Below are 12,784 nucleotides of genomic sequence, written 5' to 3' on the forward strand. Positions count from 1 at the left end.
GCCCTTCATTGCCCTTCGCTTGCGCGACGAGCATTCGCGGCTTTGCCGCTCACCCCCTCGTCTGCCTGCCGGCATCTTCTCCCCGCTGGGGAGAAGGGGAATCGTGGCACCGTCAAGCGTCGCCTGTGGAACGCCGCTTGTGCCTTGCTACCTGGCTCGCCACAGGAGAAACTAACAGCTCCCACCCATCAAATTATAACATGAGACCCCAGTTCCACCACGCGGTTGGCCGGCAGGCGGAAGTAGTCGGAGGGGTTGGCGGCGGCGTTGGCCAGCGCGATGTAGAGCCGGTCCTGCCAGTAAGGCATGCCCGACTTGGCGTCCGGCACCAGCTTGCGGCGGCCGAGATAGAAGGAGGTCGACATGATATCGAACTTCAGTCCCGTCTTGCGCAACGTCGCCAAGGCCTGCGAGACGTTCTGCGATTCCATGAAGCCGAAGAGCAATTCGACGCGGGAGAAGCGCTCGGAAATCTGCTCGACCTTGTAGCGGTCCTGGCTTGGGACGCGCGGCTTGTTGACGGTGCGGATCGTCAGGATGACGTTGCGGTCGTGAAGCACATGGTTGTGCTTGAGATTGTGCAGCAAGGCGGCGGGGGCCGATTCCGGATCGCTGGTCAGGAAGATCGCGGTGCCCGGAACCTGGGCCGGCGAATGGTCGCTTTTGCGCTCGATCGAGCTTACGAAGGAGGCGAGCGGAATATCGGTGTGGCGGGTCTTTTCCATCAGGATCGCGGTGCCGCGGCGCCAGGTCCACATGACGACGGTAAAGGCCGTGGCGATCAGGATCGGGATATAGCCGCCGTCGTGGATCTTCAGAAGGTTGGCGCCGAGGAAGATCAATTCGAGCACGACCAGCGGCGCGAGCGCGATCACCGCAACCGGAAGCGACCAGTTCCAGCGGGCGCGAACGAATTCGAAGGCCATGATCGAGGTGACGACCATGGCACCGGTGACGGAGATGCCATAGGCGGTCGCCAGCGCGTCCGACGTCTTGAAACTCAGGACCAGGAAGATGACGCCAATGAACAGCACTGCATTGACCGAAGGAAGGAAGATCTGGCCGGTATTGGTTTCCGAGGTGAAGAGGATTTCCATGCGCGGCAGGAAGCCGAGGTTAATGCCCTGACGCACCAGCGAGAAGGCACCGGTGATGACGGCCTGGCTGGCAATGATCGTCGCGGCGGTCGCCAGGATGACGACCGGCAGCAGCGCCCATTGCGGAAACATCAGATAGAAGGGATCGGACATCGTCTCCGGCTTGCCGAGCACGAGGGCGCCCTGCCCGAGATAGTTCAGCGTCAGCGACGGAAACACCAGCGCAAACCAGGCCCATTGAATTGGCCGGCGGCCGAAATGGCCGAGATCGGCATAAAGCGCCTCGGCGCCCGTCACCGTCAGGAAGACGGCGCCAAGCACGACGACACCGTAGAAGCCCTCATGCAGCAGGAAGCTGACGGCATAATAGGGATTGAAGGCGGCGAGGATGCCGAAATCGTCCGAGATATGGGAAATGCCGGCGGCGGCGATGACGATGAACCAGACGGCGGTGATCGGGCCGAAGAACCTGGCGACGGCACCGGTGCCGCGCGATTGCACGACGAAAAGCAGCGCCAGGATCACCACCGAGATCGGCACGATATATTCCGAGAGCCTCGGTGTGACGAGCTTCAGGCCTTCGACGGCCGAAAGCACCGAAAGCGCCGGCGTGATCATCGCATCGCCGAGGAAGAGGGCAGCACCCATCAGGCCGAGCAGCATCAGTATGGCGGTATGGCCATTGGCGGTCTTCATCAGAAGGGCAAGCAGCGACAGCGTGCCGCCCTCCCCCTCGTTGTCGGCGCGCAGCAGGAAGAGCACATATTTGATGGTGACGATGATCGTCAGCGCCCAGATCATCAGCGAAATCAGGCTGATGACCTCGAAGCGGGTGAGGCCGTCATGGGCCACGGGCTTCAGCGCCTCGCGAAAGGCATAGAGCGGGCTGGTGCCGATATCGCCATAGACGACGCCGACGGAACCCAGCGTCAGATAGAACAGCTTTTTCGGCGTCATCTGGGATTCGTTCGGATGGCTCTCTTCAGACATGAAGTTGCAACAGGCTCCTCAGAGCCAGCCTTTCCAGCGAAAAAAGAAAAAGGGGATGACGGCGGAGACCACCATCAGAGCCAGCGAATAGGGATAACCCGCGGCCCAGGCCAGCTCCGGCATGACCTGAAAATTCATTCCATAGACGGAGGCGACCAATGTCGGCGGCAAGAACACCACCGAGGCGATCGAGAAAATCTTGATGATCGAATTCTGCTCGATGTTGATCAGACCGAGCGACGCGTCGAGCAGGAAGGTGATGTTGCCTGCGACGAAGGAGGCATGCTCCGACAGCGACTGGATATCGCGCGAGACGGTGCGGCAGAGCTCCTTCGCCTCACGGTCCTGCTGGATCGCCGGGATCGTGTGAAAGAAGGTAAGCAGGCGGGAAAGCGAACCGAGGCTGTCGCGCACCTTGCTGATCATCCGGTGATGGCCGGCGATATCCCGCAACTTCTCCTCGAGGTAGTTCGAGGGCTTGCGCGTTTTCTTCGCCCGGTCGCCGAAGACATGCATCGACAGGATGTCGAGGCGCAAGATCGAAACCTCGAGGATTTCGGCGGTGCGGTCGACGATCGTCTCCAACAGCTTGGCGAGAAGGGCAGCACCGCTGCGCCAGTTTTCCGGCAGCCGGTGAAGGGCGGCGATGAACAGCGCAAAGGATTTTGGATGGGCGTAGCGGATGGTGACCAGCCGGTTTCCGGCCAGGATGAAGGCGACATCGGTCAGCGTCGGGGCCTCGGTATCAGCCTTCCAGAGAAGCGAGCCGGTCATGAAGACGGCATCGTTTTCGACATAGAGGCGGGCGGAAGGCTCGATATCCTTGAGGTCGTCACGGGTCGGAACCTCAATGCCGAGAACCTTCTCGACATAGAGTTCCTCGTCGCGGGTCGGCTCGATCATGTCGATCCATACGACATCCCCAGGAAAGGATGTGGCATGCGACAGATCGCGGATCTCGACCGACGTGCAATTGGAACAGTAAGCGGTGATCACCGGCAGCCTCTCCGATGCTCACGACGCTTCGCGGCCATTGCGCTTTTCATCGAAAGCCTTTCCATGCGGCCGCCAGCGCGGCAACGCGACGGTCGCTCGTGTGCGTCGCTCGAAGCGACAGCGGATCAAGAAAGTTCATACAACTCCGGCTGCATGCAACCTCAACGGCCAGCATGCGCATTGTGCTCCACCGCATCGCAGCTACCAATCCTTCGATCGACAAGACAACTCCGAACTTGCAGGCGAGGCGACCCTTCGAAAACGAAGATGGCCGTCATTGAGCATCTGCAGCAAACGCCATCATGGCGCCGCGGCATATGAAGCAAAGCCATGCAATAATCAAGACATCTTCCGTGATCCGCGGCTTTTCACCACGTTTCCCTCGCAATTTCGGGTATCCGCCGCGGTGATTCGAGGTTCGAAAGTCTCTGTTTTGCGCGCGCCTCGAGCTGCTGCACACTTTTTGATGGACGAGGCTTATTCGAAGACGATCGCCGGAGCAGGACGCTGCGGCTGGCCACTGACCTGTTCCCAGACCTTGGTGGCGATGCCGCGATAGATGCCGGCGACGACGCCATTCGGCTCGGAGGCGACGAGCGGCGTGCCGGCGTCGGAGGTTTCACGGATGTTCATCGTCAGCGGCACTTCGCCGAGGAAGGGCACGCCGATGCGCTCGGCCTCCTTGCGGGCCCCCCCATGGCCGAAGATGTCGTAGCGGGTGCCGGTATCGGGCGCGATGAAATAGCTCATGTTTTCGACGATGCCGAGCACAGGCACCTCGACCTTGCGGAACATGTTGAGGCCCTTGCGGGCATCGATCAACGCCAGATCCTGCGGCGTGGAGACGATGACGGCACCGGCAAGCGGCACCTGCTGGGCCATGGTCAGCTGCGCGTCGCCGGTGCCGGGCGGCATGTCGACAACGAGCACGTCGAGTTCACCCCAGGCGACTTCGCGCAGCATCTGCAGCAGTGCCGACTGGACCATCGGGCCACGCCAGATCATGGCCGTCTCCTCGTCGACGAGGAAACCCATCGACATGACCTTGAGGCCGTAATTCTCCATCGGATTGATGATGCGGCCGTCGATCTGCGTCGGACGGCCGGATATTTTTAAGAGCCGCGGCATCGAGGGACCGTAGATATCGGCATCGAGAATGCCGACACGGAGGCCATTGGCAAGCAGCCCGAGCGCCAGGTTGACGGCGGTGGTCGACTTGCCAACTCCCCCTTTACCCGAGGCGACGGCGATGATGGCGCCGATGCCGGGAACGCCGATCTTGCCGGCCCGCGGCGGCTGTTGCGGGGCATGGGCGTGGCCCCGGTGTTCATGTTGGTGATCATGTTGATGATCATGGCCGTGCGGCGGGTTCGGTACTGGGCGGGCAGCCGGAGCGGCGGCGGCGGCCTTCTTATCGGCGGTCAGTGTGACGAGCGCGCCCTTGACACCCGGCATTGCTTTGACGACGCGCTCAGCGGCGAGCCGCATAGGCTCCAGCTCCTTGGCGCGATCAGCCGGAACGGTGATGGAGAAATAGACCTTGCCGTCGGAGATGAAGACGTCGGAAACCATGCCGAGCTCGACGATATCGTGCTCGAGATCCGGTCCACGCACGGTCTTCAGCGTTTCGAGAACCTGTTCCTTGGTGACGTCGGTCATTCCACCCTCACTGCTTCTCGATCACAGATAGTGGAGGCGGACGCCTTCGCCAAACAAAATCATCGCAGGGAAAATCGATTTGCCGGCCAGCAAAAAAAGCGCGGGGAGAATCGGCGATCCGTTGCGGCCATCAAGTCCGCCGGGCTTTCGCCCTGATGGCCGCAACGGTCTCCCCGAGAACCGGCGCAATCCGGGGCGAACTAGCGCAAGCCGACAAAAAGGCCAGAAAAAAACGAAGGGGAAAGGCCAGATCACCACAAGCTGCGATGCAAGCGGTGCCAAAACGCAACAACCGCCGCCAACACCGAAGGCTAGGAAAAGCGGCATCGGCGTCGGGCAGCGGCGTGTCGGCCGCGCCATTTGCTGGCGCTGGTCCAAGTCCCCTCTGGGCCTTTGGCAAAAGAGATGCAGAAAGCGTGCCAGACGGAAATCGGGCGGAAATGGCACAAAAGCGGCCTGAAGACGGCGACAACGGCAAGGAAATGCCCAAGCGCTGGGCGTCGGCGAAACCATGCCGTGCTTTTTGCAACTTATTTGATCAGGCCGATGCGCAGCGCCTTGGCAACCGCCTGGGTCCGGTTGACCGTGTCGAGCTTCTTGGTGGCGCGGTTGAGGTAGTGATTGACTGTGTGCTCGGAGAGAGTGAGGATTTCGGCGATTTCCGCACTGGTCTTGCCCGCCGCCGTCCAGTTGAGGCAGTCGATTTCCCGGTCGGTCAGCGTGTCCGTCATGCGCGTATCGAGGTTACGGATCTCGGCGAGCCTGTCGTAGACATGGATAGAGATGTAGCAGAGTTCACGCATCTCCGCCGGGCTGAAAGGCTCGCGGTCGCCGGTGAAAGAGATGGCGCCGCGCAGGCCGGATGGCTCATGCGTCGGAAAATAGGCGCCGCGCATCATCCTGAACCGTTCGAACAGCGTGATGACGAGGCCGGACTTGCCGTCGTCCCGCGACCAGTTCTGGCGCGACATGTCGTAGGAGAAAGGCCGCGCCGATGTTCTGAGGCGTCTCAGAACCGGGCTGTTCACCAACAGGCCCTCCTGGTCGTAAAGGGCCAGAAACTCGGCCGGCCAGCTGGTGATGACGGTGCTGCCCTGGATATCCAGGGATGTGATCGGCGGCAGATTGAGAACCATGAAGGCGCGGCTGCGATAGGCTTCGGTCACGCGTTTCAGGAACCGGAAAATATCAAACTGGGTCTTCAGGCCGGCTATTTCGTTGATGTAGTCGTCGTCTTCCGGGGATGTTTGCGACAAGGGTGCCATCACATTTCTTCATCTTCGGCGCTGCGGCCGGTTCGATTGCATCGGAGAATGACGATCGCTTGGATCAAACGGAATCGGCCTCGGCATGCAGCGTTCGGCCGGCAAGTGGTTAATCGATTTCGCAGACTATTTGCAGTTGTCGTGATTCGCCGGCAAATCTCAATATCGCCCTCATCATAAGCATGCTCTCAGATCGCATTCGGCAAGGGGCGGAGGGCAATTTATTCTCCACTCCAACATGATGTCGTCCGAATACCGCTCACACTTTTAGGCATCGGGCTCTAGCGGCGGGGGCCGAGCCGGATGCGCATGTCTTCCATGATCCTCCCAGCCGCCAACTGAACCGGAACGGCCCATTGACGCAGAAGTTCCATCGACAAGCGGTAGGCCGGGCCGGTGATCGAAATGCCGCCGACAAAGGTTCGGTCCTGCGACCAGACGGGTGCGGCAACGCAGCGGATGCCGGCTTCATGCTCCTCGCGGTCGAAAGCATAGCCCTGGTCGGCAATCTCGCGGATTTCGGCCAGCAGCGTTTCGGCTGAGACATGGGTCGAGGCGGTAAAGCTGGTGAAGCTCAGGCCGGTGAGGAGATCGACGAGGCTTTCGGCCGGAAGCAGCGAAAGCGCGGCCTTGCCGACACCGGTGCAGTAGCAGGGCGAGGCATTGCCGATCTGCGAATACATGCGCACCGGCTGACGGCCGTCGACCTTATCGAGATAGATGATCGACTGACCCCTGAGGACACCGAGATGCACCGTCTCACCGGTCGCCTGCTGCAGATCGGAAAGGTGCGGCTCGGCAATCAGCCGGAATTCGTTGCGCGCCCAGCTGCGCGCGGCGAAGTCGAGCAGGCGCAGGCCGGGCGCATAACGGCCGTCGCCATCAAGTTCAAGCAGGCCTTCCTCCAGCAGATGGCTCAGTTGGCGATGCAATGTGCCGCGCGGCTGGCCGGCAAGGGCCAGGATATCGGTGAAACGCAGCGGCGCATCCGCATGGGTGACGAGATCGAGCAGAACCATCAGTTTGCCGAGCGTGCCGGTCTCGCGTGCCCGTGCTGCGCTCTCGCCGTTTGAATTCATCGCCTCATCCACCCTTGACAGAAAGGCCAGCGTAAACCGATAATTCCATATAGTCAAATTAAGTTCCAAATAATGGAACGGCGGCAAACTCGGGAGGAGACGGTGACCATGATGCCAGCAGCACAATTTCCCGAGTTCAAAGAACGAGCCGTGCTGGTGACCGGCGGCGGATCGGGCATAGGTGCTGCGATCGTCGAAGGTTTCGCCCGCCAAGGCGCCAAGGTCGCGTTCATCGACATCGCCGAGGCGGCAGGCCGCGAGCTCGCCGAACGGCTATCGCGGGAGACGACCCATCCGGTCTCCTTCTACCATGCCGACCTGCGCGACATCGAGGCGATCCGGCGCACGGTCGACACCGTCGTCGCAAGTTCAGGGCCGATCCGGGTGCTGGTCAACAATGCCGCGTGGGACGACCGTCATGATTTCGACGCGGTAACCGAGGCCTATTGGGACAACAACCAGGCGGTCAACTTGCGGCATGTATTCTTCGCCTCGCAGGCGGTGGCGCCGTCGATGCGGGCGGCCGGCGGTGGGGCGATCATCAATATGTCGTCGATCGCCTTCAAACTGAACATGGGCGGCTTTCCCTCCTACGCGGCGGCGAAGGCTGCGGTCGTCGGGCTGACAAAGAGCATGGCGGGCAGGCTCGGGCCGGAGAACATCCGGGTCAACTGCATCCTGCCCGGCATGGTCGTCACCGAACGGCAGATGCAGCTCTGGCTGACGGAGGAGAGCATTGCGCGCTCCGTCGAGCAGCAGTGCCTGAAAATACCCCTCCAGGCCGACGCGATCGTCGGCCCCTGCCTGTTTCTTGCATCCGACTGTGCTGCGGGAATGACCGCCCAGTCCCTGATTGTCGATGGAGGCGTTCTGTAATGGCAAATCCCGCTTATGTCGCGGTGGACTGGGGCACCAGCAGTTTCCGGCTCTGGCTGATCGCCAGGGACGGCAGCATCCTTGCCGAGCGCCGAAGCGGCGAAGGCATGACGAGCGCTGTAAAAACCGGCTTTTCAGCCGTGCTATCAGGCCATCTCACCGCCGTCGAGGCGCCGGAAAACCTGCCGGTGATCGTCTGCGGCATGGCCGGCGCCCGGCAGGGCTGGGTCGAGGCCGGTTATATCGACGTGCCGGCCCCGCTCACCTCGATCCTGACCGCGGCAGTCTCCGTGCCTGGCGAAAGCCGCGACGTCCGCATCCTGCCGGGCCTTGCCCAGCGGGATAAGGCGACGCCCGACGTCATGCGCGGCGAGGAAACCCAGCTTCTCGGCGCACTCGATACCGCAAGCTCGGGCGCGCAGGCGGTCTGCATGCCCGGCACCCATTCGAAATGGGTGCATGTCAGGGATAGCAAGGTCACCGGCTTTTCGACCTTCATGACCGGCGAGCTGTTCGACGTCATCAGCAAACACACGATCCTTTCGCATGCGGTTGCCGGTGCGGGAGAGCAGCCGGCGGACACGGCGGCCTTCGAGGCGGCGGTATCGGCGGCCTTCCAGCGTCCAGCACTTGCCTCCAACCTGCTGTTTACCGCCCGCTCGGGCCAGCTTCTGCACGGCATATCTGCCGCTGCCGCGCAAGCCCGGCTTTCCGGCACGCTGATCGGTCTCGAAATCGCCGGCGCGCTGCAGGATGCCGCCAACTCAGACATCACCCTCGTCGCTTCCGGACGCCTGCAGGCGCTCTACGAACAGGCGTTCAGAACACTCTCCCTTACCTTCACCGCCATCGATGCGGACGCCGCCGTGCGCCGCGGGCTTTCGGCCGCTGCCGAAACCATCTGGCCGAATTGAGAAAGCTGACACGATGAACCGTATCCCCTTCCCCGACATGAAGCGCCCGCTGATCGCCATCCTTCGCGGCATCCGGCCTGACGAGATCGAGAGCATCGTCGGCGCCTTGATCGATAATGGCTTGACGGCGATCGAGATCCCGCTCAACTCGCCGGAGCCGTTCAAATCCATCGAGATCGCCGCGAAGATGGCGCCGGCCGAGGTGCTGATCGGCGCCGGCACGGTGCTGACGGTCGAGGCGGTCGACAGCCTGCATGCCGCCGGCGGTAAGCTGCTGGTCACACCGAATGTCGAGCCCGAGGTGATCATCCGGGCCCGCGACTACGGCATGGTGACGATGCCGGGTGTGTTTACGCCGACCGAGGCGCTGGCCGCCGCGCGCGCCGGCGCCACCGGTCTCAAATTCTTTCCGGCCAGCGTGCTCGGTCCATCCGGCATCACGGCGATCCGGGCCATCCTGCCGCCGGAACTGGTGATTGCCGCCGTCGGCGGCGTATCGGACAAGAATTTCGGCGATTACACCAAGGCTGGCATCTTCTCCTTCGGCCTCGGCACCAGCCTCTACAAGCCGGGAATGACCGCGGCAGAGGTTGCCGAGCGCGCCAAGGCGACCATTTACGCCTATGATGCAGCCATTGGAGCGTGAACGTATGACCGATATCTACGAGTTCGAGGGCAAGACCCTTTGCAACACCAATTCCGTTCTCGGCGAAGGCCCGACCTATGATCCGGACAGCAATACCGTCTGGTGGTTCAACATCCTCGGCAAGGAACTGCACGAGCTCAATCTTTCGACGAGCGCGAAAAAGGTGCATCCGCTGCCTGCCATGGCCAGCGTGCTTGCCCGTATCGACGCCGGACGGCAGCTGATCGCGACCGAAGAAGGGCTTTTCGTCCGCGATGTGGCCAGCGGCGGCCTCACCTTCTACGCTGCGCTCGAAAACGACAGGCCGGAAAACCGTTCGAACGACGGCCGCACCCATCCCTCCGGTGCGCTCTGGATCGGCACGATGAGCAAGCGGGCGGAAAACCAGGCCGGCGCCATCTATCATGTCGCTAGCGGCAAGGTGACGAAGATCTTCAACGGCATCAGCATCCCGAATTCGATCTGCTTCTCGCCTGACGGCACGATCGGCTATTATACGGATTCGCGCCTCAACCGGCTGATGCGCGTCATGGTCGATCCGCAGACCGGCCTGCCCTCGGGCGAACCGATCGTACTGGTCGACAGCGCCAACGAGCCCGGCGATATCGACGGCTCGGTGGTCGATGCCGACGGGTATATCTGGAATTCGCGCTGGGGCGCCGGCGTCGTCGACCGTTACAATCCCGATGGCCTGCGCATCTCGCGCTACAAGGTTCCCGCCGTCCAGCCCTCTTGCCCTGCCTTCATCGGCGTCAACGCCGATCGGCTGGCGGTAACGACCGCCTGGGAGGGGCTGGACGAGGATGCCCGTTCTGCGCAGCCCAGCGCCGGCGCGCTGCTGGAACTCGGCATCGACGTCAAAGGCGTGTTCGATCCGGTCTATGTGATCTGAACATCGGATCATCTGAATTTGCTTGCCAGAGGCGCTCCCGACCGGGGCGCCTTTTGTCATTTCGGCTGCCGCCTCTTGAGAAATGTTCCGTGAAAATCGAGAAATTTTCCGTGTTTTCAACCGGAACCAATCGGCGCACCAGTCATTTTACCTTCGAACCGGCGCGGCAATGACACAGATATTGCCGGGTCAGCGACTACTCCAGGAAAAATGAAGGTAGGTTCGAAATGACACGCAAACTCTTGACGACCGTTGCCGCTGGCGCACTGTTTGCCACGGCTTTCGCACCGGCGGCATTCTCGCAGGCGGCCCCGCAACCGGCGGATCCAGCCGCTCCGACGCAGGCAGCGCCTGCCGATCCGACAGCCCCGAAGCCGCCGATCACCCCTGATGTCACCAAGCCCGCAGGCGATGCCGCACAGGCTCCTGCCGCAGCACCGACGGCAGACACGGCTCAGGCCGGTTATATCACGGAGCAGGCTCCGGACCAGGTCAGCGCCAACACCTATATCGGCCAGTCGGTCTATAACGGCAAAAATGAAAGCATCGGCAGCGTCAACGATCTGATCCTCAAGAAGGACGGCGGCTTCGTTGCGGCGATCATCGGCGTCGGCGGCTTCCTCGGCATCGGCGAAAAGAACGTCGCCGTGCCGATGGAAAAAATCACCGTCGCTCAGAACACCCAGGACGGCAGCGTCAAGCTGACGACTAGCGAAACGGCTGAATCGCTGAAGGCCGCACCTGAGTTCAAGACGCTGGCCATGCAGTCAGCTGAAAAGGCCCCGGCGGCGACCGGTACCGATACCACGGCCACCGGCTCGACGACCGCCAAGTGAGCCAGGGCCAACTAAACTCGGGCCAAATACACTACTTGGCCCAAGTACCCGCGCGGGTCGTATAGCGTAGGCGATGGTGCTCCCAGGGGCGCCATCGTTTTTTTTGCTGTGCCATCGCTTAAGCGCTAACACGCTCGACCATGGCCGGATCGTAATAGTTCTCGTGCAGGAAGCGCAGCGTGGCGATACCGTCGGCCGGACGGCCGAAATGGTAGCCCTGGCCCATGCCGCAGCCCAGCGTGCGCAACTTCACCGCTTCGGCATAATCCTCGATGCCCTCAGCCACGACTTCCAGTTCCAGGCCCTCGCACATGGTCAGGATCGCCTTGACGATGTGTTCGGAGGCGCGGTCGGAGTTGATGCGGGACACGAAGGCACGATCGATCTTGATCTTGTCGAAGATGAAGTCGCGCAGGCGCCCGAGACTCGACTGGCCGGTGCCGAAATCGTCCAGCGAAATCCGCACCCCGGCGGCGCGCAAATCGGCAATAATGCGGTGGGCGGTGTCGGCAGAGCTCATGACCGCGGTCTCGGTGATCTCCAGCTCGAGGCGATGCGGATCGAAACCGACGCGGCCGAGGATCGACAGGACGCTGCTGCTCGTGCCCGGGTCCATCAGCTGGGCCGAGGAGAGATTGAACGACAGGAAGAGTTCGCGCGGCCAGGAAAGGGCCGCTTCGGCGGCTTTGCGCAGCAGCGCCTCCGACAGCGCATCGATGAAGCCGCGCTCTTCGGCCAGCGGCACGAAGACGCCGGGCGAGACGAAGCCGAGATCCGGATCGTTCCAGCGGGCGAGCGCTTCGAAGCCGACGACCTGATTGTTGGAGAGCGAGACGATCGGCTGGAAATGCACGTCGATCACGTCGGTGATGATGGCGTTTCTGAGCGCCTGCTCCAGCTGCGTTGCGCGCTTCATTTCCTGCGCGATCTCGCGCGAATAAACGGTGACCTGGCCGCGGCCGCGGCGCTTGGAACGGTAGAGTGCGGTTTCGGCGCTCTTCAGCAGTTCCTCGCAATCTTCTCCGGCGAACGGGTAGATGGCAAAGCCGAGGGAGGCGGAGAGACGGACGTTGCGGTCGCCGAGGTCATAGGGGGCCGACAGCACCTCGCGGATCATCTGGCCGAATTTCTCGGCACTCGCCCGTTCGAAAATCAGCGGCAACACGAAAGCGAATTCATCTCCGTCATGGCGGGTAACCAGCGCGCCATCAGGAATACAGGCCCTCAGGCGATGGGCGACCTGGCACAGGATTTCATCGCCGGCTGTCGAGCCGAAGAGATCGTTGATCGGTTTGAAACTGTCGAGATTGGCGATGCCGATGGTGAAGGGGGCCGGATCGCTGGCGCGCTCCGAAGAGATCTGCAAGACCTTGTCCCGCATGCGATTGCGGTTTCCCAATCCGGTCAGCGGATCGCTATAGGCCATCGCCTGAAGCCCATTCTGACCGACGGTCGAGAAGGCCATTTCCGCCGATTTCATTATCCACCCGAGCTTTCCCGCGCCACGCAGAGAATGACCGGCATGTCTTAACAA

General features: G+C 61.9%; 12 protein-coding genes. 5 read left to right on the forward strand and 7 right to left on the reverse strand.

Translation table 11 applies throughout. The features are described 5' to 3' along the window. Positions 1 to 188 precede the first annotated feature (188 nt). The 6 genes from HJB89_RS29820 to HJB89_RS29845 form a co-directional block, all read right to left on the reverse strand. Positions 189 to 2,087, reverse strand: a complete 1,899-nt coding sequence (locus HJB89_RS29820; protein WP_207583126.1) for a potassium transporter Kup — start codon at positions 2,085 to 2,087, stop codon at positions 189 to 191. An 18-nt stretch (positions 2,088 to 2,105) separates the two neighbouring features. Beyond that, complete coding sequence (locus tag HJB89_RS29825) at positions 2,106 to 3,083, reverse strand: magnesium transporter CorA family protein (RefSeq protein ID WP_207583125.1); 978 nt, start codon at positions 3,081 to 3,083, stop codon at positions 2,106 to 2,108. A gap of 477 nt (positions 3,084 to 3,560) precedes the next feature. Beyond that, complete coding sequence (locus tag HJB89_RS29830; protein WP_207583124.1) at positions 3,561 to 4,742, reverse strand: Mrp/NBP35 family ATP-binding protein; 1,182 nt, start codon at positions 4,740 to 4,742, stop codon at positions 3,561 to 3,563. Between the two features lie 21 nt (positions 4,743 to 4,763). Then, a complete protein-coding gene (locus HJB89_RS29835) occupies positions 4,764 to 5,120 on the reverse strand; it encodes a hypothetical protein (RefSeq protein WP_221150894.1) in 357 nt (118 codons plus the stop codon). A gap of 152 nt (positions 5,121 to 5,272) precedes the next feature. Next, positions 5,273 to 6,007, reverse strand: coding sequence for a LuxR family transcriptional regulator (locus tag HJB89_RS29840; protein WP_221150895.1), 735 nt, complete (start codon positions 6,005 to 6,007; stop codon positions 5,273 to 5,275). A 281-nt stretch (positions 6,008 to 6,288) separates the two neighbouring features. Beyond that, a complete protein-coding gene (locus HJB89_RS29845) occupies positions 6,289 to 7,086 on the reverse strand; it encodes an IclR family transcriptional regulator (protein ID WP_207583121.1) in 798 nt (265 codons plus the stop codon). Between the two features lie 108 nt (positions 7,087 to 7,194). Here HJB89_RS29845 and HJB89_RS29850 point away from each other — a divergent pair, with 108 nt between their 5' ends. The 5 genes from HJB89_RS29850 to HJB89_RS29870 all read left to right on the forward strand — a co-directional run bounded on the left by HJB89_RS29850 (position 7,195) and on the right by HJB89_RS29870 (position 11,250). Then, positions 7,195 to 7,962, forward strand: coding sequence for an SDR family NAD(P)-dependent oxidoreductase (locus HJB89_RS29850; protein WP_207583120.1), 768 nt, complete (start codon positions 7,195 to 7,197; stop codon positions 7,960 to 7,962). After that, positions 7,962 to 8,876 (forward strand): 2-dehydro-3-deoxygalactonokinase, encoded by a 915-nt coding sequence (locus HJB89_RS29855; RefSeq protein WP_207583119.1) that lies wholly within the window; start codon positions 7,962 to 7,964, stop codon positions 8,874 to 8,876. Before HJB89_RS29850 ends, HJB89_RS29855 begins: the two co-directional genes overlap by 1 nt. Positions 8,877 to 8,889: 13 nt before the next feature. After that, positions 8,890 to 9,522, forward strand: a complete 633-nt coding sequence (locus HJB89_RS29860) for a 2-dehydro-3-deoxy-6-phosphogalactonate aldolase (protein ID WP_221117558.1) — start codon at positions 8,890 to 8,892, stop codon at positions 9,520 to 9,522. A gap of 4 nt (positions 9,523 to 9,526) precedes the next feature. Then, complete coding sequence (locus HJB89_RS29865) at positions 9,527 to 10,414, forward strand: SMP-30/gluconolactonase/LRE family protein (protein WP_207583117.1); 888 nt, start codon at positions 9,527 to 9,529, stop codon at positions 10,412 to 10,414. Between the two features lie 227 nt (positions 10,415 to 10,641). After that, the gene (locus HJB89_RS29870) at positions 10,642 to 11,250 is read left to right on the forward strand and encodes a PRC-barrel domain-containing protein (protein WP_207583116.1); all 609 of its coding nucleotides are present in this window, start codon (positions 10,642 to 10,644) and stop codon (positions 11,248 to 11,250) included. A gap of 118 nt (positions 11,251 to 11,368) precedes the next feature. Here HJB89_RS29870 and HJB89_RS29875 read toward each other — a convergent pair whose 3' ends face one another. After that, on the reverse strand, positions 11,369 to 12,733 hold the full coding sequence (locus tag HJB89_RS29875) for an EAL domain-containing protein (protein ID WP_221150910.1): 1,365 nt from the start codon (positions 12,731 to 12,733) through the stop codon (positions 11,369 to 11,371). Between the last annotated feature and the right edge of the window lie 51 nt (positions 12,734 to 12,784).

The sequence above is a fragment of the Rhizobium sp. NZLR8 genome, assembly GCF_019685025.1.
Taxonomy (GTDB): domain Bacteria; phylum Pseudomonadota; class Alphaproteobacteria; order Rhizobiales; family Rhizobiaceae; genus Rhizobium.